The organism is Bordetella bronchiseptica, from assembly GCF_900636925.1.
Taxonomy (GTDB): domain Bacteria; phylum Pseudomonadota; class Gammaproteobacteria; order Burkholderiales; family Burkholderiaceae_B; genus Bordetella; species Bordetella pertussis.
Genome location: NZ_LR134326.1, coordinates 83,038 through 106,262 on the forward strand (window position 1 = coordinate 83,038; position 23,225 = coordinate 106,262).

Genomic DNA, 23,225 nt, shown 5'->3' on the forward strand with positions numbered 1-23,225 from the left:
CTTGCATCGCTGTTCATCAAATGCGCTCTTGGGCTAGCAGTCAAGGCGCAAGCGATGGTAGTCTGCCGGGGTTGCGCATGTGCTGGGCGCATGCGCGTCACTGCGCGCCAGCTTTACGCGCCTGTCTGCCAGGAGTACATCATGAAAGGCGATAAAACCGTCATCCAGTTCCTCAACAAGCAACTCACCAACGAACTGACGGCAATCAACCAATATTTCCTGCATGCCCGCATGCTGCGCCACTGGGGCTTCAACAAACTGGGCAAGCATGAATACGAAGAGTCCATCGGCGAGATGAAGCACGCCGACCGTCTCATCGAACGCATTTTCATGCTCGATGGCCTGCCCAACCTGCAAGACCTGCACAAGCTGCTGATCGGCGAGGACGTGCCGGAACTGCTGGCCTGTGACCTGAAGCTGGAACAGGCCGCGCAGGCGACCGTCAAGGAAGCCATCGCGCACTGTGAATCGGTGCGCGACTATGTGTCGCGCGATCTGTTCCAGGACATCCTGGACGACACCGAAGAGCATATCGATTACCTCGAAACGCAAATCGGCCTGGTCGACCAGGTGGGGCTGCAGAACTACCTGCAAAGCCAGATGGAAGTCGACGGCTGAGGCATCGTGGCCGCTTCGGCGGCCATGGCATGAAAAAGGGCGCACCATGCGGTGCGCCCTTTGCATTGCGGCTGGGTGCGGTTAATCAGGACGGCGCGGGCACTCGGCCATGGTGCCCCATGCGCGGTTGGGCGCACAGTACTTGTTGCGTGCCGCCCAGGAGCAACTGGGGCGCTCGAAAAAGCCCTGCGTGGCGCAGTGGGCCAGTTCGCGGCGCAGCGCGTCCTGCCAGTTGCCGCCGCCGGCGCGGTTGGTTTGCGGCGCGACCTGCGCGACCGCGGCGGGATTCTGCTGCATGCCGGACGCGGGGATGGCTTCCTGCGGCACGATCGGCGCCTGGCCGCCCAGCGCCTGCAAGTCCAGCGTGGTGATGTCGGAGTTGCCCGAAGGCAGCGGCACATCGGAATTGGCGGCGATCTCGCGCGCGCGGTCCATGGTGATGCTGTCGCGGGAGATCTGTACCGCCGGGTCGCCGGTGGTGTCGAACAGCGAGACGGTGTTCACCGCCCAGTCGCGGCTGGCGGGTTGGTCCGGCACGCCCAGCGTGCCGTCGACGCGCGGCTGGGGAGGCTGCGCGACATACGGCCGGCCATTGGCGTCGAGGACGGGTTGCTGCGATGCGTCGCCTTCCTGGCCAGGCGCGGGCGCGGCCTGCGGGGCATGCGCCACCAGCCAGTCACCCAGTTGAATACCGCCCCAGGCGGCTGCGCCCAGGGCGACCAGAAGCGTTGCGATCAATAAACGCCAAGACATTGCTACCCTCATCTGCCGTGCGGTCTCCGACCCGGCTTACGCCTTGTCTCCGAAGACTTTGCCGCCATGCTCGCGCAAGGCGTGGAATTTCACATTCGGATACAGGTCTTCGGCCACGCGCAATTGCGCGGGCGAAGTGATAAGGAACGCCGCCGCATCGACCACATCATAGGCGATATGGGCTGCATTGGCATCCATGAACTTGCGCAGCGCGCGCGGGTCGTCGGAGGTGATCCAGCGCGCGCTGGTGTAGCGCGAAGGCATCATCCGGGCGTCCACGCCGTACTCGGTCTTGAGCCGGTGCGCGACCACTTCGAACTGCAGCTGGCCCACCGCGCCCAGCAGCAGCGCGCCGCCGGCGGCCTCGGGGCGGAACACCTGGATGGCGCCCTCCTCGCCCAGCTGCGTCAGGCCCACGCGCAATTGCTTGGTACGCAATGGATCTTTGACTTCCACCGCCTGGAACAGTTCCGGGGCGAAGAACGGCAGTCCGGTAAAGCGCAGGCTCTCGCCTTCGGTCAGCACGTCGCCCAGCTGCAGCACGCCGTGGTTGGGAATGCCGATGACGTCGCCGGCATAGGCTTCGTCGAGCAGCTCGCGGCGCTGTGACAGGAACGACACCACGTTGTTGGGCCGCATTTCCTTGCCGGTGCGCGCGACCTTCAGGCGCATGCCGCGTTCGAAGCGGCCCGAGCTCACGCGCACGAAGGCGACCCGGTCGCGGTGCGCCGGATCCATGTTGGCCTGCACCTTGAAGACCACGCCGGTGAACTTGGGTTCGTCGGGGCGGACTTCGCGCTCCAGCGCCTGGCGCGGGCCGGGGGCCGGCGCCTGGTCGACCAGCGCGTCCAGGACTTCCTGCACGCCGAAGTTGTTGATGGCCGAACCGAAGAACACGGGCGTTTGCTTGCCGGCCAGGAAGGCCTCGCGGTCGAACGCCGGCGCGGCTTCGTTGATCAGCTCGATCTCGCCGCTGGCCTGCGCGAAGGCGGCGCCGAAGCGGCGCGGGATCTCGGGGTTGTCCAGGCCGTCGATGAATTCGTCGTCCTCGCCGCGGCGCTCCTGCCCGGCGCGGAAAATGCGCATGCGGTTGCGCCGGATGTCGAACACGCCGCCAAACGCCTTGCCCATGCCCACCGGCCACGAGAACGGCACGGTGTCCATGCCGAGGTGGCCTTCGATTTCCGACAGCAGCTCGAGCGGCTCGCGGACTTCGCGGTCGAGTTTGTTGATGAAGGTGATGATGGGCGTGTTGCGCGCGCGGCAGACCTGCAGCAGGCGGATCGTCTGCGGTTCGACGCCATTGGCGGCGTCGATGACCATCAGCGCGGCGTCCACCGCCGTCAGCACCCGGTAGGTGTCTTCCGAGAAGTCCTGGTGGCCCGGGGTGTCGAGCAGGTTGATGACGCAGTCGCGGTACTCCATCTGCATGACCGACGATGCCACCGAGATGCCGCGCTGCTTTTCGATTTCCATCCAGTCCGACGACGCATGGCGCGAGGCCTTGCGCGCCTTCACGCTGCCGGCGATCTGGATCGCTCCTGCGAACAGCAGCAGTTTTTCGGTCAGCGTCGTTTTACCGGCGTCCGGGTGGGAAATGATGGCGAAGGTGCGTCGCCGCGCGACTTCTTGGGGAATGTTCATGGCGGGTGGATTGTACTGGCGCGCCGCGGGCGCGCCAGCGGGGTGTCTTTACGAGTGGCGACGGAATGTAGCCAGGAATACGCCGGCCAGGATGAACAGCGAACCGAAGACGCGGTTCATCCAGCGGATGTGGTGCGCCTTGCGCAACATCCGCAGCACCTTGGCGGCCAGCAGCGTATACACGCCCATGGCCACCAGGTCGGTGAAGGCCAGCGTGCCGGCCAGCGCCAGGTATTGCTGGGTCAGCGGCTGCGCGGGGTCGACGAACTGCGGCACGACCGCCAGCAGGAACACCGTGCCCTTGGGGTTCATGGTGTTGATCAGGAAGCCGCGGCCCACCAGTTCGCGAATCGAGGCGCGATGCGGATCGCCGGCATCGACCGTCACCGGCGCGGCGTCGGTGCGGATCTGGCGCATGCCCAGGTAGATCAGGTAGACCACGCCGGCGTACTTGACGAGGGTGAAGGCCAGCTCGGAGGTGGCCAGCACCGCGCCCAGCCCGACGGCGACGATCAGGAACTGGAACAGGATGCCGAGGATCAGCCCGGCCGTGTTCCAGTAGCCGCGCGCGAACCCGTACTTCAGGCCCGAGGACATGGCCGAAATGGCGCCCGCCCCGGGCGAGAATGAGATCGCCCATGATGCGACGAAAAAGGTCAACCACGTCGAGAGCGTCATGCGCTGGCTCCTGTCGATGCCGCGTGAGCGGGATTACTTGCCCAGCAACACGCCGCGCGTGCCGTTGCCGGCGGGCCGGTTGCGCGCCGGGGCCGGCGCGCGGGCCGCACCCGTTTCGCCGGGGGCACGCCCCTGGGGGCGGCCAGCGTCGTTGCGCTTGGCGTCGGCGCGCGGACCGGCGGCGTTGCGCGGCGCGCTGCCTTGCGGATGGGCGCCCGTGGCGCGGCGCTGGCCGTCGCGCGCCTGGGGGGCGCGGTTGTCGCCGCCGGCGCGTTGGCCGCGATCGCCGCCACGGCCACCGCGGCGGCCGCGGCCGCGATCGTCGTCGCGCATTTCGCGCTCGCGATCGGCGCGGTCCTCGGCGGTCGGGCCGCCGGCAGGCGGCGTCCAGCCGTCGACGGCGCGGCGTTCGATGGGCTTCTTGATCAGGCGTTCGATGGCCTTGAGCAGCTTGATCTCGCTATCGTCCACCAGCGAGACCGCCGCGCCGGTGGCGCCGGCACGGCCGGTGCGGCCGATGCGGTGCACGTAGTCCTCGGGGACGTTGGGCAGTTCGAAGTTGACCACTTGCGGCAGTTGGTCGATGTCCAGGCCGCGCGCGGCGATGTCGGTGGCAACCAGCACGGCCACGCTGCCGTCCTTGAAGCCCGACAGGGCGCGGGTACGCGCCGACTGGCTCTTGTTGCCATGGATGGCGGCCGCGCTCAGGCCGTCCTTGACCAGCTTCTCGGCCAGCCGGTTGGCGCCGTGCTTGGTGCGGGTGAACACCAGTACCTGGTGCCAGCCGCTTTCGCGGATCAGGTGGCTGACGAGGTCGCGCTTGTGGTGCTGTTCGACCAGGTGCACCGTCTGGGTGACCAGTTCGGTGGCGGTGTTGCGCGGCGTGACCGAGACTTCGCCCGGATCGTTGAGCACGCCGCGCGCCAGCGAGCGGATTTCGTCCGAGAAGGTGGCGGAGAACAGCAGGTTCTGGCGTTGCTTGGGCAGCAGCGCCAGTACCTTGCGGATGTCGCGGATGAAGCCCATGTCCAGCATGCGGTCGGCTTCGTCCAGCACCAGGATTTCCACGCCGGAGAGGTCGACCGTTTTCTGGCCGGCATGGTCGAGCAGGCGGCCGGGCGTGGCCACCAGGATGTCGAGCGGCTTTTTCAGGGCGCTGATCTGCGGATTGATGTTGACGCCGCCGAACATCACCATGGAGCTCAGGCTGGCGTACTTGCCGTAGGTCTGCACCGATTCGGCCACCTGGGCGGTGAGCTCGCGGGTGGGGGTGAGGATCAGGCAGCGCGGGCGGCCAGGCTTGCGCGCGGCGGGCTTGGTCTGCATCAGCCGGTGCAGGATGGGCAGGGTGAACCCCGCGGTCTTGCCGGTGCCGGTTTGCGCGGCGGCCAGCAGGTCGCCGCCTTGCAGCACCAGCGGGATGGCTTGCGCCTGGATGGGGGTGGGCGCCGTATAGCCGGTATCGGCGATCGCACGCAACAGGGAATCGGCCAGCCCGAGGTCGGCAAAGGAAATAGAGGTAGTCAAAACAACTCCAGCGGCAGCCTGTCGCTCAAAGTTGAGAGACTCCAATCCAGGCGGACGAATGTGAGGAGATACAGGAAACCCGTTTTCACGGGCATGGCGGTGAAAGCGCCAGCAGACGTGTGCCGATTGGCTATGCACACGGAGAATGATTGTATCCCATGCCGGCCCCGGGAGGCGCCCTGTTTGGCCATAACCTGTAACAGCTCGGCCGCGTCCAGTCATAGGCAAGCCGGCTCCGACCTGTTGTAATGCCGGCGATCCATTGTTACAGGAAGACATGCCATGACGATTACCCGTTGGCTGGGCGCCGGCCTGCTGGCGCTGCTGACCACGTTGCTGTCGGGCTGCGGATACAACGCCATCCAGGCCGCCGACGAGCAGGTCAAGGCGTCCTGGTCGCAGGTGCTCAACCAGTACCAGCGCCGCGCCGACCTGGTGCCGCGGCTGGTCAAGGTGGTGGATGCCTACATGACGCACGAACGCCAGGTGCTGGTCGAAGTGACCGAGGCGCGCGCCAAGGTGGGCCGCGTGCAGCTGACGGCCGACCAGCTCGACGATCCGGCCGCGGTGCAGCGCTTCCAGCAGGCGCAGGGCGAGCTGTCCTCGGCCCTGTCGCGGCTGCTGGTGGTGACCGAGAACTACCCGCAGCTCAAGGCCGAGGGCCTGTTCCGCGATCTGCAGACCGAGCTGGCCGGCACCGAGAATCGGCTGGCGGTCGAACGCGAGCGCTATGTGCGCTCGGTGCAGGCCTATAACGTGCTGGTGCGGCAGTTCCCCGAAGTGATCACGGCCAAGGTCTTCGGCTATGCGCCCAAGGCCAATTTCGGCGTGGACAACGAGGCCGAGATCACCCGCGCGCCGGAGGTGAAGTTCAGCAACGAGGGCGGCAGTGCCCCACGTCCGGCCCAGTAACGCCTGGCGCTTCCTGCGGACGCTGTGGCTGGGCGCGTGGCTGGCGGGCTGGGCGCTGCTGGCGCAGGCGCAGCAGCTGGCGCCGGTGCCGGAGTTCGGCGCCCGCGTCGTCGACCAATCGGGCGTACTGGACGCGGCGCAGCGCCAACGGCTGGAGGCCCAGCTGGCGGCGCTGGAACAGCGCAAGGGCGCGCAGGTGGCGGTGCTGATCGTGCCGAGCACTGCCCCGGAAACCATCGAGCAGTACGCCACGCGCGCCTTCGAGAAGTGGAAGATAGGCCGCGACAAAGTGGATGACGGCGTGCTGTTGCTGATGGCCAGCGACGACCGCGCGCTGCGCATCGAGGTGGGCTACGGCCTGGAGGGCGCGATTCCGGACTCCGCGGCCGGCCGCATCATCAATGAATACATCGTGCCGCGCCTGCGCGCCGGCGACTGGCCCGGCGCGGTGCAGGCCGGCGTCACGGCGCTCGAGCGGCGCATCGAAGGCGAGGAGTTGCCGCCGCCCGCCGCCAGCGGGCGCGACGAGGGCTCGCGGCTGGCCGGCATACGCGGCTGGCTGGGCGAGAACGGCATCGCGGCGCTGGTGGTGCTGCTCATCCTGCCGGGGCCGATCGCGGCGGCGCTGGCCGGCGTGGGCGTGGCGATCTACATGCAGAGCATTTCCGCCGGCCTGGCTATGGCGCTGCTGGTGCTGGGCATCAAGGTCATCATCAAGGCCTTGCCCAGCGGCGGTGGAGGTGGAGGTGGCGGAGGCGGCGGCAGCGGCGGGGGCGGTTTCGGCGGCTGGCGCGGCGGTTCGCGCGGCGGGTCGGGCAGCGGCGGCTTCGGCGGCTTTCGTGGCGGGGGCGGCGGGCGCAGCGGCGGAGGCGGCGCCTCGGGCCGCTGGTAGGCCGGCCTACCCGGCCGACGGCACCGGCTGCAGCGACTGCAGCCGCGGCATCAGGCTGCGCAGGTGCCGGGTGTAATCGTGCTCCGGATGCGTGAACAGGGTCTCGGTGGCCGCCGTTTCCAGCAGTTGGCCGTGCAGCATGACGCCGACCCGGTCGCACATCTGGCGGATGACCGGCAAGTCATGGCTGATGAAAAGCATGGTCAGGCCCAGCTGTTCCTGCAGATCCTTGAGCAGATTCAGGATCTGCGCCTGGATCGACACGTCCAGCGCCGAGGTCGGTTCGTCGCAGATCAGGAAGCGCGGCCGGGTGGCCAGCGCGCGCGCGATGCAGATGCGCTGGCGCTGGCCGCCGGAGAATTCGTGCGGATAGCGCTGCGCGGCGGATGCGCCCAGGCCGACCACGTCGAGCAGGTCGGCCACCACGCGGCGGGTCTGCGCCTCGCCTTCAGCCAGGCGGTGAAAGCGGATCGGCTCGGCCACGATTTCCTGCACCCGCATGCGCGGGTTGAGCGACGAATAGGGATCCTGGAACACCATCTGGATCTGGCGCCTGAACGCGTTCATCCGCTTCTCGTCCTTCAGGCCGGTCAGGTCGACGCCGTTAAAGAGCACGCGCCCGTTCGTGGGCGTGTACAGGCCGGCGATCAGGCGGGCCACGGTGGATTTGCCCGAACCCGACTCCCCCACCAGCCCGAACACTTCGCCCTCGTTGATCGACAGGTTGACCTGCTTGACCGCGTCCAGCGTGCGCCGGTTGCGCGCCAGGAAGGCGTTGCGCAGCACGAAGCGCATGCCCAGGTCTTCCACTTCCACCAGCGGCCCTGCGGCGCGCCGGGCGAACTCGCGCCGCTGGCCCAGCCAGTGGGTGGCGATGTCCAGTTCCACGGTCGGGCGCTTGACGTCCTCGATATAGGTCACCACGGGGAAGCGCCGCAGCTTGACGTCGGGGCGCGGCACGGCGGAGATCAGGCTGCGCGTGTAGGGGTGGTCCGGGTTGCCGAGTATCTTGGCGGTGGGCCCCTGTTCGACCAGCTTGCCGCGGTACAGTACGGCCACGCGGTCGGTGACGTCGGCGATCACGCCCATGTCGTGCGTGATGATGATCATCCCGACCTGTTTCTCCCTGCACAGCTTGCGCAACAGGTCGAGGATCTGCGCCTGGATCGACACGTCCAGCGCGGTGGTCGGCTCGTCGGCGATGATGACTTCCGGCCCGCACGACAGCGCCAGGGCGATCACCACCCGTTGCCGCATGCCGCCCGAGAATTGGTGCGGATACTGCTTGACCCGCAGTTCCGGCTCGTCGATGCCGACCTGGCGCAGCAGTTCGACGGCGCGCTGGCGCGCTTGTTCGTGGTTCAGGTCCAGGTGCACCTGCATGGTTTCCACCAGCTGGCTTTCCACCGTCTGCAAGGGGTCGAGCGAAGTCAGCGGATCCTGGAAGATCATGCCGATGCGGCGGCCGCGCACCTTGCGCTGCTCGGCGTTGCTCAAGGTGTCGATGCGGCGTCCTTCCAGCAGGACCTCGCCGCCAGCCAGCCGGCCGGGCGCCTCCAGCAGGCCGATGACGGCGTTGCCGATGGTCGATTTGCCGGCGCCGGACTCGCCCACCACGCCGAGGATCTCGCCCTTCTCCAGCGACAGCGAAACGCCGTCGACGGCCACCAGCGTGCCGCGCCGGCTCGGGAATTCGATGCGTATGCTGTCGATGTCCAACAATGCCATGAGCGTCTCAGCGCAGCTTGGGGTTGAGGGCGTCGCGCAGCCAGTCGCCCAGCAGGTTGACCGACAGCACCAGCGCCACCAGCGCGATGCCCGGGAAGATCGAAATCCACCACATGCCCGAGAACAGGTAGCTGTTGCCGATGCGTATCAGCGTGCCCAGCGACGGCGCGGTGGGCGGCACGCCCACGCCGAGAAACGACAGCGTGGCTTCGGTAATGATGGCGATGGCCAGGTGGATGGTGGCGATCACCAGCACCGGGCCCATGACGTTGGGCAGGATGTGGCGGCGCAGGATGGTGAAGGGGCCGATGCCGATCAGGCGCGCGGCCTGCACGTATTCCTTGTTGCGTTCGACCAGTGTCGAGCCGCGCACCGTGCGCGCGTACTGCACCCAGCCCGAAATGCCGATCGCGAAGATCAGGACGTACAGCGCCAGCTTGTCGTGCATGTCACGCGGCAGCAGGCCGCGCGCCACGCCGTCGATCAGCAGCGCCACCAGGATGGCGGGAAACGAGAGCTGCACGTCGGCGATGCGCATGATGATGCTGTCGACCCGTCCGCCCGCATAGCCGCTGATCAGCCCGAGCGTGACGCCCAGGACCATGGCGAACAGCACCGAGGCAAAGCCCACCAGCAGCGAGACGCGCGAGCCATACAGGATGGCCGACAGGATATCGCGGCCCTGGTCGTCGGTGCCCAGCACGAAGGCGCTGTTGCCGTCGGCTTCCCAGGCCGGCGGCGTGTTGGCGTCCATGATGTTCAGCGACGCCAGGTCGAACGGATTGTGCGGCGCCACGAGGGGGGCGGCCAGCGCGCCCAGCACGATGATCAGCGTGACGACGGCCGAGATGATGGCCCCGGGCGAGCGCTTGAAGCTGTGCCAGAGATCGCTGTCGCTGGCGCGGGCGAAATAGGGAGCGAGACGGGCAATCATGGCGCGTCCTTCATTTGCTTTGCACGCGCAGGCGCGGATCGACGGCGAAATAAAGCATGTCGACGATCAGGTTGATGACGACGAAGAAAAAGGCGATCAGCACCAGGTAGGCGGCCATGACCGGGATGTCCACCATGCTGATGGCCTGGATGAACAGCAGGCCCATGCCCGGCCACTGGAAGACCGTTTCGGTGATGATGGCGAAAGCGATGATGGAACCCAGCTGCAGGCCGGTGATCGTGATCACCGGCACCAGCGTGTTCTTCAGCGCGTGGCGGAAGTTGATCAATCGTTCGGGCAGGCCACGGGCGCGCGCGAACTTGATGAAGTCGGTGCGCAGCACCTCCAGCATTTCGGCGCGCACCAGGCGCATGATGAGCGTCATCTGGAACAGCGCCAGCGTGATGGCCGGCATGATCAGCGCCGCCAGCCCCGAGCGCGTGAGCAGCCCGGTGGACCACCATCCAAGCGAGATGACCTCGCCGCGCCCGAAGCTGGGCAGCCAGCGCAATTGCACGCCGAACACCAGTATCAGCAGGATGCCGATCAGGAACGTGGGCAGCGAGATGCCTGCCAGCGAGAGCGCCATGAACGTCTTGGACAGCACGCCGTGGCGCCGCAGCGCCGTATAGATGCCCATGGGAATGCCGAAGACCAGCGCCATCAGGGCCGAGACGAACGACAGTTCGAGCGTGGCGGGCAGGCGTTCTTCCAGCAGTTCCGCGACCGGGCGGCGCTGGCGATACGAAATGCCGAAATCGCCTTGCACGGCGTTGCCGACAAAGCGCGCGAACTGCACCACGAACGGATCGTCCAGCCCCAGGTCGACGCGCAGCTGCGCGCGCTGCTGCGGCGTGGTGTCCTGCCCGACCATGCTGGCGATCGGATCGCCCACATAGCGGAACATCGAAAAGGCGATCAATGCCACGGTCAGCATGACCAGCAGCGACTGAAAAAGTCGTCGCGCTATGAAAGCAAGCATATCGGGTGCCCTGGTTTGGCGTGTACGGCGCGGGTCGCCCATGGCGCGGGCCGCGATGGCCCGCGCCGGTCCTCACGTTACGGCATCACGACGTTGCGCAGGTCCAGCACGTCGTCGGCGCGCTGGATCAGTTTGATGTTGTCCTTGACGCCCCAGGACATCGGCTGCTGGTGCAGCGGCAGGTAGCCGTACTCCTTGCGCACGATCTCGAAGGCTTCCTTGATCATGGCGTTGCGCTTGGCCTGGTCCGTCTCCACGCCGATCTGCGCGGTCAGCTCGTCGACCTTCTTGTTGCAATAGCCGCCCAGGTTGAATTGCCCCGCGGCGGTCTTGGCGTCGCGGCAGGCCGCCAGGTTGAGCAGCGCATTGTGCGCGTCGATCGAGCTCGGCGTCCAGCCGAGCATGTACATGCTGGTCTGGTTGCCCGCCTGCAGCAGGATCTTGCCGAAGTACTTCGACTTGGTCTGCGCCAGCAGATTGATCTTGATGCCCACGCGCGCCAGCATGCCGGCCACCGCCTGGCAGACCTTCTCGTCGTTGACGTAGCGGTCGTTGGGGCAATCCAGCGTCACCGTGAAGCCCTTGGGATAGCCGGCCTCGGCCAGCAGCTTCTTGGCGCGCTCGACGTCCGGCTTGATGGGCGCGCCGAACGAGTCGTCGTAGCCGTTGATGGCGGTGGCGATCAGCGAGCCCAGCGGCTTGGCCGCGCCGCGCATGATCTTGTCGTTGATGGCCTTGGTATCGACCGCCAGCACCACAGCCTCGCGTACCCGGGCGTCCTTGAACGGATTCTTGCCCTTGACGTCCGAGAACAGCAGTTCGTCGCGCGCCTGGTCCATGCCGATGAAAATGGCGCGCGCCTCGGGCGCGGTCAGTGGCCTGACGCCCGGCGCGTCGTCCAGGCGCTTCCAGTCCTGCACGGGCACCGGCTGCACCAGGTCCATCTCGCCCGATATCAGGGCCGCCACGCGGGTGGCTTCCTGCGAGATCGGCTGGAAGACCACCTCGTCGATATTGGTCTTGATGTTCTTGTCCCAATACCCGTCGAAGCGCTTGAGCACCGTCTTCACATCGGGCTGGCGTTCGGTGACCATGAAGGGGCCGGTGCCGTTGGTGTGCAGGTTGGCGTAGTTGCCCTGGTTGTCGCCCTTGACGTTGGTCGCCTCGGTGGTCTTGTTCTTTTCCGACCACGACTTGCTCATGATGTACAGGAACACCCATTCGCGCGGCAGGATGGGGTTGGGCGTGGCCGTGATGACTTCGATGGTGTGGTCGTCGATCTTGCGGATCTCGGAGGCCTTGGCGCCGTAGCCCTTCATGTCGGAGCCCGGCGTCAGGCTGCGCTTCCACGAGAAGATCACATCGTCGGCCGTGAACGGCGAGCCGTCGTGGAACTTGACGCCCTTGCGCAGCTTGAACACCCATTTGGTCGGCTCGGTGTTCTCCCAGCTTTCGGCCAGCAGCGGCACCAGCTTCAGTTCGCCGTCGTAGCCGGCCAGCGTCTCGTAGATATTGCCCTGGAAGCCGAGCGTGAAGGTTTCGTTCAGCGCCATCGGGTCCATCGACGTCGCGTCGCCCTGGTACGACCAGCGGAAAGTCTTGGCGTTCGCCGTGGCCGACAGGCCGGCCGCGGCGATGGCCAGCGCCAGTGCCGTGTGCTTGATGAATGGAGAAATACGCATAGCCCTCGTGCTCCGTGTGCGGCGCGCGGTGTGCGCCGGAAGTGACAGGGCCCCGGTCGTTGGATAAGGCGGCCGGGGTAAGGCGTACTGCTTAGTGAGGCGAAAGGCGGTGGGAAGATTGCGGCGCGGCGCGATGGACGCCGGTGCGCAAAGCAAGCAGGCACATCAGAATGCGGGACTTCGGCTTCACGATGGACCAGCTCCCAGGGGGTGTCGATGCAGCGGCCGCCTTACGCGGCGTAGTCGAATCTTATAGACGCCATCGTTTAAGCGTCAATCTTTTTGGATTGGGGTTATCACCCGGTAGCGCGCCGGCGTGGCGCGGCGGGCGGGATCAGGCGTCGCCGGCTTGCGCCAGTTGCCGCGCGAGCTGCGCGACGACGCGCTTGCGGCGTTCGTCTTCCTGGTAGCGATCGCCCAGCGCGGACCATTCCGGCCGGCTGCGCGCTTCTTTCAGGCCGTCGGGCAGCGGGCCGCTTTGCCAGGCGCGGTCGTCGGGCCGCTGCAGCTGCACCGGCGTGCGCGCCGCGTGTCCGCGCCGCTCCAGGGCATGGATCAGCTGGCGCTGGCGCAACGCCAGCAGGCGCACGATGGGATCGTCGACGCTGAGTTCGCGATAGCCGCGCAGCTTGCCCGCCACGCGCTTGCCCAGCCGTTCCACGCCCTGCCACAGGCCGCCGGCGGCCGCGCCGATCAGCATGCCGGTGCCCAGGCTCAGGCCGGCGCTGAGCAGATCGACCGCGGCGCCGGCCATGGCGCCGGCGGCCATGCCTACGCCAAGCTGAACGCCCATGTCCTTGAGCGCCTGCGGGTGGAACAGGTCCATGCCCCAGCGTTCGCCTTGCAGCGGCAGCTCGGCGCCGTCGTAATCGTCGCGATGGAAGTTGTACAGCGCCAGCAAGGCGTCGACGCAGGCCTGCTCGCGCCGCCGGACCTGCTCGCGCAGCGTGGCGGCCGCTTCCTGCAGCGCGGCCTCGTCGCCCGGGCTGGACACGTGCAGCGCCGCGACGTCGACCAGCAGGTCGGCGACCAGGACGCAGGCGGCCTGGCGGCGTTGCTCGCGCTGCTGCGCCAGGGCCTGGGCCAGGCGTTGCAGCATCGCCGCGTGGCGGTCCAGCAGCGCCGCCAGCCGCGCATAGAGTTGCGCTTCGCCATCCAGCGGCGGCGCGACCGTGTCGAACTCCAGCACCGCGTGCAGGCCCAGGCGGGCCATGGCTTCGCGCCACTGGTCGGCGCGGTGTTCGGGCGCGTTGACGAAATTCAGCACCGGCAACAGCGGCCGCGCGCACGATGCCAGGATGGCAAGCTCGTCGCGATGCTTGCCCAGCACCGGGTCGCGCGCGTCGATGACATACAGGCCGGCGTCGCATTCGAGCAGTTTGCGCAGCACGCGCGCCTCCTGCTCGAAACGCCGGTGCGCTTCGGGCGATTCGAGAAAGCGGCGTACGCGCGCCGGTCCGTCGAGCCGCTCGCCGGGCGCCTGCAGACGCTCCAGGTATTCCAGCAAGGCGATGCTGTCTTCCATGCCGGGCGTGTCGAACCATTCGATCGCGGCCGCATTGTCGATGGCCAGGCGCGCGCCTTCGACGTGGCGTGTCGTACCGGGCTGATCCGCCACTTCGCCGAAATCGGGGTTGCGCGTCAGCGTGCGCAACAGCGAGGTCTTGCCGGTGTTGGTGTGGCCGACGACGGCGATGCGCAGCGCGGCTTCAGTCATGCGCGGCCTCCAGCCATCGCAAGGGATGGTCGGCGTCGCGCAGGATGGCCGCCTCGGGCAGGCCGGCGTCGAGCAGGCGCGCCTGCCACAACGAACCGCGTCCCTGCCCGGCGCCGGCCGCGCCGGCCTGCAGCAGCCATACGCGTGTCTGCGCCGCCTTGTCGGAGAGTTCGGCCAGCAGGGCCAGTGTGCCGCGGTCCGGCGTCTGGCGCGCGTCGCAGGCGATCAGCAGGCGCGAGGCGGCGCTGCGCGCCAGCGCGTCGAGCAAGGCGCTGCGCTGTTCGCGGGTGTCCAGATTGCCGGCGTCGAATACGTTGGCAGGCAGGCCGGCCGGCGGCCATGGCTGGTCGGGCGCCAGCTCCAGGGCGGCCAGCACCGGCCGGTTGGCCAGGTCGGGCAGCACCTGCGCGGCGACCATGCGCGGTGCATGCAGGGGATCGGCCGGCCGGTCGATGCCGGTCGATGCGGCCGGCGGAAGCAGGCGGTCGCGCAGGACGGCATAGCCGGGCAGGCTGGTGTCCAGGCGCAGCCCGCGCAGGGCGCGCGCGGCCATGGCCAGGCAGTACAGCGCGGCGAGCAGGCGCGGCGCGATGCCATAGCAGACCAGGGCGCCCAGCAGCCAGATCGACCATTGCACCTGCGCGGTGGCGGGCAGGACCTGCGCTCCGTCGCTGGCGCGCACCAGCGCGGCATCGGGCAGCGCGAACCCCAACTGGCCCGGCAGCCAGCCCAGCGCCTGGGTCAGGGTCACGAAGGTCTCGGGCTGCAGCAGGGTGGTGGCCCACACGAAGCGGTAGCTGGCGGTCGAGAGCACGATCAGCAAGGTGGCCAGCGCCGCGCACAAGGCGGCCAGCCACAGGATGTGGCTGACCGCGCCCAGCAGCCAGCGCAGGGCGCCGGCGCGCGCCAGCAGATCGAGCAGCGCCTGCGGGATCAGGGCCGCGTCGGGACCGCGCGCCAGCTTGCGCGTGGCCCACAGCCAGATGCCGCCCAGCCCCGCCGCGCGGGGGCGCAACGCGAAGCTGGCCAGCCACAGGACGAAGGTCAGCGCATGCAGGCCCAGCAGCGCACCCAGCGCCCACAGCACGTTGACCGGTCGCGCGCCCGAGCCCAGCGCGCCCAGCGCGGCGCCGACGCCGGCCAGCAGGGCGGCGACGGCCAGCACCACGAACGTCAGCGCGGCGCCCTGGCGCCAGTGGACCAGCAGGTCCTGCAAGCCTTCGCGGCGGCCCAGCGCCTGGGCCCGCGCCAGGATGCGCAGCGTGAAATCGGGCGCCAGCTGGCGCGCCTGGCGCACGGCGTCGGCGTCTTCGAGGGGGCCCCAGTGTTCTTCGCGCAGGCGGACGGTCTCGGCCAGCCAGACGGCCGACCGGTGCGTGCTACCCGTTGCCGGCGGCATCATTGGCGGCGGGGCCCAGCCATTGATCGAGTTTGCCGCGCGCCTGCGCCTTGACATCGTCGGTGATGGCAAAGGCGACCGTGGCCAGCGCGGCGGTCATGACGCCGAGGTCGTCGGTGTACCCCACCAGCGGCGCCAGGTCGGGGATGGCGTCCAGCGGCAGCACGAAGTAGCCCAGCGCGCCGTATATGACGCGGCGCGCCCACTTGGGGGTGGCGGGGTTTTGCACGGCGAAGTACAGCCACAGCGCCTTTTCGAGCGCCTGGCGGCCCGCGCCGGCGGCATGGCCGCGCAGTTTGCGCCAGAAGCGCCGGTCGGAATAGGCGTGTTCGTAAGCAGAGGTGGCAATAGGCATGTCGTCTCCCGGACAGGGTGGGCGCGGCGGGCCGCGCCTACGGGCGATGTCTGCATTTTAGACTGCCCCGCGGGCGAGGGGTTCAATGGGCCCGCGCGCCGGCCCGGTACTGGCCCGGCGTAGCGGCCGTGGCCTGGCGGAACACCCTGCTCAAGTGGCTGGCGCTGCCGAACCCGCTGGCCTGCGCCACCGCGTCCAGCCCCGCCTGGCCGGGCGCGCGCAGCAGGGCCTGGGCCCGCGCCAGCCGCCGGGCCTGCACCCAGAGGTGGGGCGGAACCCCGAACGAAACATGGAACATGCGGGCGAAATGGTAGGTGGACAGGGCGGCCTGGGCGGCCAGCCGCTCCAGCGTCAGCGGCTCGTGCAGATGGGCCTCGATGTAGTCGCGCATCCGCCGCCGCACCACCGGCGCCAGCCCGCCGCGCGCGGGCATGCCGGGGCGTCGCCCGGTGCCCTGGACCAGCAGATGGTGCAGCACGGTCTCGGAGGCGGCGCTGGCGGCCAGACGTTGCGACGGATCGGTCCAATCGGCGTCCAGCAGGATGCGGCAGGCCTGGCCCAGCGCCGGATCCTGGATATAGGTGCGGTCGCGCAATGCCAGCTCGCGCGGCTCGCAGTCCAGCCGCCAGACGGCTTCGCGCGCCAGCCGCTGCGGCGCGATGTACAGGTGCAGGAAGCGCACGGTGTCGTTCATGTTCCAGCGCGAGCGGTGCTCGGATGGCAGGACGCAGAACTTGCCCGCGCCGCCATAGCCGTCGTTGCCGACCCGGAACGATTTTTCGCCGCCATGCAGGTAGAGCGACAAGGTGTGATGGCCGGGATGGTCGTAGTCGACGACTTCGTGGCCGGCACGGCGCCATTGGGCCGCCGCCACGCCGTCGCCCAGCGTGGCGGCGCGCTCCAGCCGCGCCGTGCCGGCGCCTGCCAGGGTGCGAAAGACCGAAAATCCGGCCGGATCGGATGCGGCGAGACTCATGCGCCCTATGCTACGCCATTGTCCGGGCGCCGGCGCGCGCTCCGGGGCAAAGAAGCGCAAGATCCGGCAATCGCGCCGGCCGCGCCTGGCGCATACTTGCGGGCGCCGTCCGCTTCGGCGGCGCCCTGTCCTGCCCACTATCGTGAACCTGACCCTGTACCTGCTCACCGTGCTCATCTGGGGCACGACCTGGATCGCCATCAAGCTGCAGCTTGGCGTGGTGGCCATCCCCGTTTCCATCTTCTACCGCTTCGCGCTGGCCGCGCTGATCATGATGGCGGCGCTGGCGCTGCTGCGCAAATTGCAGAAGCTGGACCTGCGCGGCCACCTGCTGTGCCTGGGCCAGGGACTGTTCCTGTTCTGCCTGAACTTCCTGTGCTTTTACGCGGCCACGCAATGGATTCCCAGCGGCCTGGTCTCGGTGGTGTTCTCCGCGGCCACGATCTGGAATGCGGTGAACGCGCGCCTGTGGTTCGGCACGCCGATCGCGCCACGCGTCATGCTGGGCGGCGCCTGCGGCCTGGCCGGCCTGCTGCTGCTGTTCTGGCCCGAACTGGCCAGCCACGCCGCCGAGGCCGGCACGCTCAAGGGGCTGGGGCTGGCCCTGCTGGGCACGCTGTGCTTTTCCACCGGCAACATGCTGTCGGCCGCCCAGCAGCGCGCCGGCATCCGGCCGCTGACCGGCAACGCCTACAGCATGACCTATGGCGCGCTGATCCTGCTGGCGGGCACGCTGGCGGCCGGCGTGCCGTTCGCGTTCGACCCCTCGCCCACCTATGTGGGCGCCCTGCTGTTCCTGGCCGTGCCGGGCTCCATCGTCGGTTTCACCGCGTACCTGACCCTGGTCGGGCGCATGGGGCCGGCGCGCGCGGCCTATTGCACGGTGCTGTTTCCGGTGGTGGCGCTGACCATTTCCACGTTCGTCGAGGGTTATCGCTGGACGCCGCAGGCGCTGGCGGGCCTGGCGCTGGTCATGCTGGGCAACGTGCTGGTGTTCGCGCGCTGGCGCGCCCGGACTGCCAGGGCGGCCTGACAAGGGCATCGGGCGCCGGCGTCCGGGCAGGCAGCAAAAAGCCCAGTTCGCATGAACCGGGCTTTCTGGAATCTGGCTCCCCGAGCTGGGCTCGAACCAGCGACCTGCGGATTAACAGTCCGTCGCTCTACCGACTGAGCTATCGGGGAAAAGGTAGAGGGGCGCAATTATGCACGAAAATCGCAATGCGTGCAGGCGGCAGGCGTCATGGCGCCGGGAGGCCATCCCGGTACCAGATGTCGACGACCCGCCGCCGGGCCCCCTGCCCGGCTCGGCGCTCCACCACCACGACGATATCGATCACGGATTCGACCAGCGCGCGTAGCGTCGCATAGGGAAGCATCTGGCAATTCGGGTGTTGCATGCACATCAGCGTCAGCCGCTGCAGCGCCATATCGGCGCTGGCGGCATGGCAGGTGCTGATGCCGCCGCTGTGTCCGGACGCGCATGCCTGGAGGAAGTCGAAGGCTTCTCCCCCGCGCAGCTCCGCCAGCAGGATGCGCGTGGGCGCCATGCGCAGCGCCGCGCGCAACAGCTCGGTGGCCGATACGGCGGCCGTCCTGCCTTCCGTCGGAGTGCCGTACAACAGGTGTACGTGATTGGTTGCCGGATCCAGCCGCAACTCGCGCACGTCCTCGATCGTGACGATGCGTTCGCGGGGCGGAATCTCCCCGCTCAACGCGTTCATCAACGTGGTCTTGCCCGAACCGGTCTGGCCGGCGACGAGTATGGCCTTGCCCGCCTGCACGGCCAGCCGCAGGAAGTCGTCCCATGCGCCGCGCCTCCACGGGTCGAGCAAGGGGTCTGGCCGCGCTTGGCTGGCGCCCGGGACGCCTGGCAGGTCGAGCGCATCGCGCAACAGTTCCGATAGTGGCCAGATGCGCCGGGCGGGCTTGCGGATGGTCAGCGACAGCGTGCCCGGTTCGCAGGCTGGAGGGACGACGATCTGCACCCGTTCGCCGCCAGGCAGGGACGCCGCCAGCAAGGGACGCTCCGGGCAAATGTCGCGGTCGCAGAACCGGGCCGTCGCGGTAGCCAGGGCGTGCAGATGATCAAGCGTGAGCGCGCCCGACTCCTGGCGGTTCCAGCCGTTGCGGTCTTCATACCAGAGCTGCCCCGGACGGTTCACGCAGATTTCCGCTATATCCTGCCGGCTCAGCCACGGATGCAGCGCTTGGAGGTGGAAGTCGACCGATGCCTGTCGATCCGGCGCGGCATCATTCATTCGTCCCCCTGAGTATGGAGAAGTCCAATGGACGGGCGACCAGGATGCCGATCTGGTCGCCGTGGTTCTTGTAGAGCGTGGGCGGGATGTTGATCGTGTTGTTCAGGGCGCTGGCGGCCAGCGAATTCATCGTTCCCGCGGCGGTAAGGTTCACGTTCACGCCGTGGCGCGCATCGGTGGCGCGCGCCAGCATGTACGAGGTGGCATCGCCCAATACGCTCAGCAGCAGGGCGCCGCCGAAACGCTGCGCGAATTTGTCGTCCACCACGCCGGGCAGCCCCGCGGCGCCGGTTCCGTCCACGGCCGGCGATGCCAGCTCTATCGTGAGCCCGGACGGCATGAAAAGCCGGCTCCATGCGACGTAGATGCGTTGCGAGCCCTGCGCCAGGTCGGCGCGGTATTCGCCCACCACTGTCGTGCCACGCGGCACCAGGACGCGCTTGCCGCTGGCGCTGTAGACATCCCGCGATACGATGCAGGTCGTCAGCCCCGGGACGTTGGTGACGATCCGGGTCTGCAGGATGCAATCGATAAACGTGCCGGGCAGCAGCCGGTAATCGCGGTCCCCGGAGCGGGTTGCGTGGCTGACGTTCCTGCCGATGAGGGTGGCCGCATCCGCGGACACGCCGTCGTCCGCCATGCCCGCCCGCTCGGTTTGTCCAAGGCGCGCGGCCGTGGCGACCATCATGGCCGGGCCGGACTTGAGCGCCGCGCTGTCGCGCCGGGGCGCCGGTTCATCGTAGTCGTACGGCGCGCGGATTGGCGGGGGCGGGACGGGTGGCGCCGGCCGCGGCTGCGGCAGGATCGGGTCGGGAGCCGCCGGCATGTCCGGAAGCGGCGCCGGTTCGGGTTCGCGTGGGTGGACCGTGAATATGCGCCCCGGCGGCAGGGCTTGCCCCGCCGGCGCGACGGTCTGCGTCGCGGCGTGCGGCGGCGCGGCGCGGCTGCGCCATATTCCCGTTGCCAGCAGGCATGACAGGGCCACGGCGACAAGGGCGAACATCCAGCGCAGCGGACGCCGATGCGCATGCTCGGCATTGGCGAAAACAGGGATTTCGGGGTCCGGCGGCCAAGCGTGCGCTTCGCCGCCATCGGGACTAGAGGGCCGGTTCAGCATGGCATTCGAAGGCTGGGGACGCGGACGCATCGCCGTTCTGGTTGACGATCCGGATGACGCTGGCGCCGGACCGCAGCATCAGGACCGGCGCTACCCGGTGTATGACCAGTGATTGGTTGTCGATATGCAGATTGACCAGGGTTTCCGTTCCGTCCGGCGCTACCGCGAATACGGCCGGAAACGGCTGGCCCGGTCTGAACGTGAGCCAGGTATGCCGGCCGTCGTCGTACGCAGCGATGGGTGCGATGCCGTCCGACCCGTTGCCCACCTGCATGGCGTAGCGCCGGTTCAATGCGCCGGCGGGAACAGCCGGGCCGACGGGGCTGGCGCGGGATGCCGCCTGCGGCGCGGCCGGGTAGCGGAATTGCAGGCGATAGGCCATGCGCGAACGCTGCAACGCCTGCGGTGTCGCCGCGTCCGCGCTGGCCAGCACCAGGTCGAAGTCGTAGAGCCGGCGGTCGGTTTTGACGAGCAGATTGGTGTTCCACAATCCCGGCTCCGGCGCCTGCGCGGGCGAGCCCTGCGCGGGGAAGGATTTGGCCTTGATATACAGCACATTGCCTTCCGGGCTGAATTGCCAGCCGTCGGCGAACCCCGCGGCGACGTCGATGATCTTCTCCTGCTCGTCGAATACGATCCGGGTGACGTAGCCGTTCCAGGCGCGCACCAGCACCACCTCCTCCGGGTGGTACGGCACGGTCTGTATGCGGGCGTCCTGTTCCCCTGGCGTGGGTATCCGGAACGCATGCGCCGAAAGCGCCGTGGCCGCCAGGCCGGCCGCCATCATCCGTGCCGCCATCATGGCTGTCCAGCCTCCGCGTCGACGCGATAGCTGGTGACGGCAAAGCCCAGCGGATTGAGCCAGCGCTGGGCCTGGGTCAGCGCGCGCGGCCGATCGTAGGCGAATGCCACGGTCGCTACCCATATCGAGGATTCGGCGGCGCCCTGCCCGTCCGCGTCGCGCCGTGTCCGGACAAAGCGCACCGTGCCGACGCCCTTGCCATGGTCGATGGCGCTGAGAATTTTCACGGCCAGGGTCGTGCCAGCGCCGTACTTGCGGTCCGGCGCATCGGGCGCCTCGTAGCTGGTTTCGTAATCGTGCCTGACGGCGGGCGCGGACAGCAGGCGCACGTAGTCGTAATCGTGCTGGATCGTGTGCCAATCGTAGCGCTCGCGCGCCGCGACATAGCGCGTCAGCCAGTACTGGTTCATCAAGGTGTCCGGGGTGAAATCTCGGGGCTCGAATTGCGTGACGACCGAGGCCGCGCCGCTGCTCTTTTCGACCTCGATCAGGTAAGGAATGGTGGTCTTGAGCGGAAGCATCGTCGCGATGGCGATCAATGACAGCGCGGTCACGGCGAGCGCCGCCCACGCCACCGTCCATGCACGGCGTTCCGACTGCGCCAGCCGGTACAGGCGGGACGCTTCCCAGTCCACCGCGGCCTCGGCATGCCCGCGGCCATGCGTCTGGTCAGGCGTCAAGGGGCGCGGGTCTGGCATGACGATCCTTGCTCCGGGGCGGCGGTGTTGATGGGAATCAGGGGCTTGCCATCGGGATACGGCAAGCCGGGCGGCCCGTTCGGGGCGCAGGCGCCGAGCGTGGCGGGGGCGATGGCCAGGATGGCCCATCGCAATAATCTGGCGTTGGAATGTGCGTGGATCATGGCAGGTTGGGTTTGCGGGGAAGAACCCGTCGGTCCGGCGCCGGCGCGGGCCGGTCGTCGCGTCGCACCCTGGGCGGCGGCCTTCTCGCGCCGCCCAGGGCGTACTGCCTATAGGCGTGCGCCGGGAAGGATGGGGCCGGGCGGGCCGGCGCCGGCGCCGGCGTGGCCGAGGCTGCGTACGTACCGGCCTGGTGCGGTCCCGCGGCGGCGGCCGCCGCGGCCGGACGGGGGGCGTACTGGCGCGCGGCGGCTTGCCGATGAGCCTGCGCGAGCCCGGGATGGGCCGCGTTAGGCCACAGGCGGCGCCGCAGGCCCGCGTTGACGCTGCTGGCCAGCGGGACCAGGGTCAGCAGCATGAGTGTCGCCGTGGCGCATAGCGTTGCCGCCAGCATGGTCGAGCGCAGCGGGTCGGTGGCAAACCGCTGCGGCAGGCCGGCCGGCAAGGCGCCAGCCAGTACATCGGACAGCAGGCCGACGGCCGGCGTGCCCAGCGCCATGAAGACGAGCGCGCGGACCAGCGCGCCGAGCCAGGCGTTGGTCCAGCGCTGCAGCGCGGGAAACAGCAGCAGCACGAGAAAGAGCGGCCCCAACGACAGCAGCAGCGTGACTATCAGGCCCGGCACGATCAGCAGGGACGCCGCCAGGCAAAGCCAGCCTCCCGCGCTGGCGGCCACGATCATGGCGCAGAGCAGCCAGTTGACGGCGCTGCCCGGGTTGGCGTCGTTGGCGGCCTGGCCGGCCAGTTGCGCGACCCAGGCCTGGGCCTGGGCGGCGAACTGGTCCAGTTGCGCGAGTCCGCCGCGCCCCGCCGCGCCGTCCGGCGCTGTCCAGGGCCCGCTCAGCCAGCCCGCGACGTCCTGGACGCCTGCCACCACGGTGGACAGGTAGCGGTCGGGAGACAGTGCCAGCGAGGTCACGACCGCAACCAGCAGGGCGTGCCGGATATGCCATTCGAACGGGCGGTCGCGTCGCGCCAGCAGTGCATAGCCAGTCAACAGTACCAGCAGCGTCATCATGGAATAGACCAGCGGCTGGAGCTGGCGCGTCAGCCGTACGATCGCGGCCTCCATCCGCCGCGGCGCCGCATTGCGCAGCGTACCAGCCAAATCGGAGAAGGCGGCATCCACGCTGGTCATGGCGGCGGCCTGCCACTGCTGCAGCGCCTGGGCGCGCTCGGCGTTGACGCAATCCGGCTCACCGCGCCGGTGGCCGGGGTCGTCGCGGCAGGCGGTGAGCAGGACGTCTCGTCGCGCCTGGTCGGCGCGCAGCGCCCGTACCCGATTGTCGCCGCCAGCCCGGGTGGGGTCGTCCACGGAGGCCTGGGCGGCCTGCCCGGCGAGCAGGCATGCAAGCGTGCAGGACAGCAGGATTCGTGACAGGCCGGCCATG

At 68.6% G+C, this 23,225-nt stretch carries 22 protein-coding genes and 1 tRNA gene; 4 read left to right on the top strand and 19 right to left on the bottom strand.

Annotated features, from left to right (window positions below):
* Positions 1–141: 141 nt before the first annotated feature.
* Positions 142–618 carry a bacterioferritin gene (gene bfr, locus EL288_RS00360; protein ID WP_003815898.1) on the top strand — a complete coding sequence of 159 codons (477 nt, stop codon included), beginning with the start codon at positions 142–144 and terminating at the stop codon, positions 616–618.
* A gap of 81 nt (positions 619–699) precedes the next feature.
* On the opposite strand, the gene EL288_RS00365 is transcribed toward bfr, so the two are convergent.
* Genes EL288_RS00365 through EL288_RS00380 form a run of 4 tightly spaced genes read right to left on the bottom strand, consistent with a single transcriptional unit; the run spans position 700 to position 5,220 of the window.
* Positions 700–1,383, bottom strand: a complete 684-nt coding sequence (locus EL288_RS00365; protein WP_003815897.1) for a hypothetical protein — start codon at positions 1,381–1,383, stop codon at positions 700–702.
* A 24-nt stretch (positions 1,384–1,407) separates the two neighbouring features.
* Entirely contained in the window at positions 1,408–3,015 is a 1,608-nt protein-coding gene (locus EL288_RS00370; RefSeq protein ID WP_003815895.1) for a peptide chain release factor 3, read from the bottom strand.
* Between the two features lie 48 nt (positions 3,016–3,063).
* A complete protein-coding gene (locus EL288_RS00375) occupies positions 3,064–3,693 on the bottom strand; it encodes a LysE family transporter (protein WP_003815892.1) in 630 nt (209 codons plus the stop codon).
* Between the two features lie 33 nt (positions 3,694–3,726).
* Positions 3,727–5,220 (bottom strand): DEAD/DEAH box helicase, encoded by a 1,494-nt coding sequence (locus tag EL288_RS00380; protein ID WP_033448947.1) that lies wholly within the window; start codon positions 5,218–5,220, stop codon positions 3,727–3,729.
* Positions 5,221–5,502: 282 nt separating this feature from the next.
* On the opposite strand from EL288_RS00380, the gene EL288_RS00385 reads away from it, so the two are divergent.
* Both EL288_RS00385 and EL288_RS00390 read left to right on the top strand, forming a co-directional pair.
* Positions 5,503–6,132 (top strand): LemA family protein, encoded by a 630-nt coding sequence (locus EL288_RS00385; protein WP_003815889.1) that lies wholly within the window; start codon positions 5,503–5,505, stop codon positions 6,130–6,132.
* On the top strand, positions 6,110–7,024 hold the full coding sequence (locus EL288_RS00390; RefSeq protein ID WP_003815887.1) for a TPM domain-containing protein: 915 nt from the start codon (positions 6,110–6,112) through the stop codon (positions 7,022–7,024). Before EL288_RS00385 ends, EL288_RS00390 begins: the two co-directional genes overlap by 23 nt.
* 6 nt (positions 7,025–7,030) lie before the next feature.
* Here EL288_RS00390 and EL288_RS00395 read toward each other — a convergent pair whose 3' ends face one another.
* From EL288_RS00395 to EL288_RS00430, 8 genes are all read right to left on the bottom strand, one after another.
* Positions 7,031–8,752 (bottom strand): dipeptide ABC transporter ATP-binding protein, encoded by a 1,722-nt coding sequence (locus EL288_RS00395; protein WP_126621879.1) that lies wholly within the window; start codon positions 8,750–8,752, stop codon positions 7,031–7,033.
* Positions 8,753–8,759: 7 nt separating this feature from the next.
* Positions 8,760–9,686, bottom strand: a complete 927-nt coding sequence (locus EL288_RS00400; protein WP_003815883.1) for an ABC transporter permease — start codon at positions 9,684–9,686, stop codon at positions 8,760–8,762.
* Between the two features lie 10 nt (positions 9,687–9,696).
* Complete coding sequence (locus tag EL288_RS00405) at positions 9,697–10,668, bottom strand: ABC transporter permease (protein WP_014906119.1); 972 nt, start codon at positions 10,666–10,668, stop codon at positions 9,697–9,699.
* A gap of 77 nt (positions 10,669–10,745) precedes the next feature.
* Positions 10,746–12,350: an ABC transporter substrate-binding protein gene (locus EL288_RS00410; protein ID WP_003815878.1), complete on the bottom strand. Its 1,605-nt coding sequence runs from the start codon at positions 12,348–12,350 to the stop codon at positions 10,746–10,748.
* A 334-nt stretch (positions 12,351–12,684) separates the two neighbouring features.
* Positions 12,685–14,067, bottom strand: coding sequence for a GTPase/DUF3482 domain-containing protein (locus tag EL288_RS00415; RefSeq protein WP_003815876.1), 1,383 nt, complete (start codon positions 14,065–14,067; stop codon positions 12,685–12,687).
* Positions 14,060–15,469 carry a DUF2868 domain-containing protein gene (locus EL288_RS00420; RefSeq protein WP_003815874.1) on the bottom strand — a complete coding sequence of 470 codons (1,410 nt, stop codon included), beginning with the start codon at positions 15,467–15,469 and terminating at the stop codon, positions 14,060–14,062. Before EL288_RS00420 ends, EL288_RS00415 begins: the two co-directional genes overlap by 8 nt.
* Positions 15,447–15,821 (bottom strand): YkvA family protein, encoded by a 375-nt coding sequence (locus EL288_RS00425; RefSeq protein WP_003815873.1) that lies wholly within the window; start codon positions 15,819–15,821, stop codon positions 15,447–15,449. Before EL288_RS00425 ends, EL288_RS00420 begins: the two co-directional genes overlap by 23 nt.
* Positions 15,822–15,903: 82 nt before the next feature.
* Complete coding sequence (locus tag EL288_RS00430; protein ID WP_033452591.1) at positions 15,904–16,797, bottom strand: AraC family transcriptional regulator; 894 nt, start codon at positions 16,795–16,797, stop codon at positions 15,904–15,906.
* Between the two features lie 142 nt (positions 16,798–16,939).
* On the opposite strand from EL288_RS00430, the gene EL288_RS00435 reads away from it, so the two are divergent.
* Positions 16,940–17,830, top strand: a complete 891-nt coding sequence (locus tag EL288_RS00435) for a DMT family transporter (RefSeq protein ID WP_010931656.1) — start codon at positions 16,940–16,942, stop codon at positions 17,828–17,830.
* A 73-nt stretch (positions 17,831–17,903) separates the two neighbouring features.
* On the opposite strand, the gene EL288_RS00440 is transcribed toward EL288_RS00435, so the two are convergent.
* The 7 genes from EL288_RS00440 to ptlD form a co-directional block, all read right to left on the bottom strand.
* Positions 17,904–17,979: transfer RNA gene (locus EL288_RS00440), tRNA-Asn, on the bottom strand.
* 56 nt (positions 17,980–18,035) lie between these two features.
* Positions 18,036–19,055, bottom strand: a complete 1,020-nt coding sequence (gene ptlH / locus EL288_RS00445) for a type IV secretion system protein PtlH (protein WP_033461401.1) — start codon at positions 19,053–19,055, stop codon at positions 18,036–18,038.
* Positions 19,048–20,172, bottom strand: a complete 1,125-nt coding sequence (gene ptlG / locus EL288_RS00450; RefSeq protein ID WP_033461403.1) for a VirB10 family type IV secretion system protein PtlG — start codon at positions 20,170–20,172, stop codon at positions 19,048–19,050. The genes ptlH and ptlG overlap by 8 nt, the downstream gene beginning before the upstream one ends.
* Positions 20,153–20,974 carry a type IV secretion system protein PtlF gene (ptlF, locus tag EL288_RS00455; RefSeq protein ID WP_003815863.1) on the bottom strand — a complete coding sequence of 274 codons (822 nt, stop codon included), beginning with the start codon at positions 20,972–20,974 and terminating at the stop codon, positions 20,153–20,155. Before ptlF ends, ptlG begins: the two co-directional genes overlap by 20 nt.
* On the bottom strand, positions 20,971–21,672 hold the full coding sequence (ptlE, locus tag EL288_RS00460; RefSeq protein WP_010927236.1) for a type IV secretion system peptidoglycanase PtlE: 702 nt from the start codon (positions 21,670–21,672) through the stop codon (positions 20,971–20,973). Before ptlE ends, ptlF begins: the two co-directional genes overlap by 4 nt.
* Positions 21,651–21,836: a type IV secretion system protein PtlI gene (gene ptlI / locus EL288_RS00465; RefSeq protein ID WP_003815861.1), complete on the bottom strand. Its 186-nt coding sequence runs from the start codon at positions 21,834–21,836 to the stop codon at positions 21,651–21,653. Before ptlI ends, ptlE begins: the two co-directional genes overlap by 22 nt.
* Positions 21,833–23,224, bottom strand: a complete 1,392-nt coding sequence (gene ptlD / locus EL288_RS00470; RefSeq protein WP_033473258.1) for a type IV secretion system protein PtlD — start codon at positions 23,222–23,224, stop codon at positions 21,833–21,835. Before ptlD ends, ptlI begins: the two co-directional genes overlap by 4 nt.
* Position 23,225 lies beyond the last annotated feature (1 nt).

Coding starts and splice junctions, on each gene's coding strand:
- EL288_RS00395 (WP_126621879.1), bottom strand. CDS start 8,752: ATGGCATTGTTGGACATCGACAGCATACGCATCGAATTCCCGAGCCGG.
- EL288_RS00405 (WP_014906119.1), bottom strand. CDS start 10,668: ATGCTTGCTTTCATAGCGCGACGACTTTTTCAGTCGCTGCTGGTCATG.
- EL288_RS00385 (WP_003815889.1), top strand. CDS start 5,503: ATGACGATTACCCGTTGGCTGGGCGCCGGCCTGCTGGCGCTGCTGACC.
- ptlF (WP_003815863.1), bottom strand. CDS start 20,974: ATGATGGCGGCACGGATGATGGCGGCCGGCCTGGCGGCCACGGCGCTT.
- EL288_RS00410 (WP_003815878.1), bottom strand. CDS start 12,350: ATGCGTATTTCTCCATTCATCAAGCACACGGCACTGGCGCTGGCCATC.
- EL288_RS00375 (WP_003815892.1), bottom strand. CDS start 3,693: ATGACGCTCTCGACGTGGTTGACCTTTTTCGTCGCATCATGGGCGATC.
- ptlD (WP_033473258.1), bottom strand. CDS start 23,224: ATGGCCGGCCTGTCACGAATCCTGCTGTCCTGCACGCTTGCATGCCTG.
- ptlH (WP_033461401.1), bottom strand. CDS start 19,055: ATGAATGATGCCGCGCCGGATCGACAGGCATCGGTCGACTTCCACCTC.
- ptlI (WP_003815861.1), bottom strand. CDS start 21,836: ATGATCCACGCACATTCCAACGCCAGATTATTGCGATGGGCCATCCTG.
- EL288_RS00420 (WP_003815874.1), bottom strand. CDS start 15,469: ATGATGCCGCCGGCAACGGGTAGCACGCACCGGTCGGCCGTCTGGCTG.
- ptlG (WP_033461403.1), bottom strand. CDS start 20,172: ATGCTGAACCGGCCCTCTAGTCCCGATGGCGGCGAAGCGCACGCTTGG.
- EL288_RS00400 (WP_003815883.1), bottom strand. CDS start 9,686: ATGATTGCCCGTCTCGCTCCCTATTTCGCCCGCGCCAGCGACAGCGAT.
- ptlE (WP_010927236.1), bottom strand. CDS start 21,672: ATGCCAGACCCGCGCCCCTTGACGCCTGACCAGACGCATGGCCGCGGG.
- EL288_RS00365 (WP_003815897.1), bottom strand. CDS start 1,383: ATGAGGGTAGCAATGTCTTGGCGTTTATTGATCGCAACGCTTCTGGTC.
- EL288_RS00370 (WP_003815895.1), bottom strand. CDS start 3,015: ATGAACATTCCCCAAGAAGTCGCGCGGCGACGCACCTTCGCCATCATT.
- EL288_RS00425 (WP_003815873.1), bottom strand. CDS start 15,821: ATGCCTATTGCCACCTCTGCTTACGAACACGCCTATTCCGACCGGCGC.
- EL288_RS00430 (WP_033452591.1), bottom strand. CDS start 16,797: ATGAGTCTCGCCGCATCCGATCCGGCCGGATTTTCGGTCTTTCGCACC.
- EL288_RS00415 (WP_003815876.1), bottom strand. CDS start 14,067: ATGACTGAAGCCGCGCTGCGCATCGCCGTCGTCGGCCACACCAACACC.
- bfr (WP_003815898.1), top strand. CDS start 142: ATGAAAGGCGATAAAACCGTCATCCAGTTCCTCAACAAGCAACTCACC.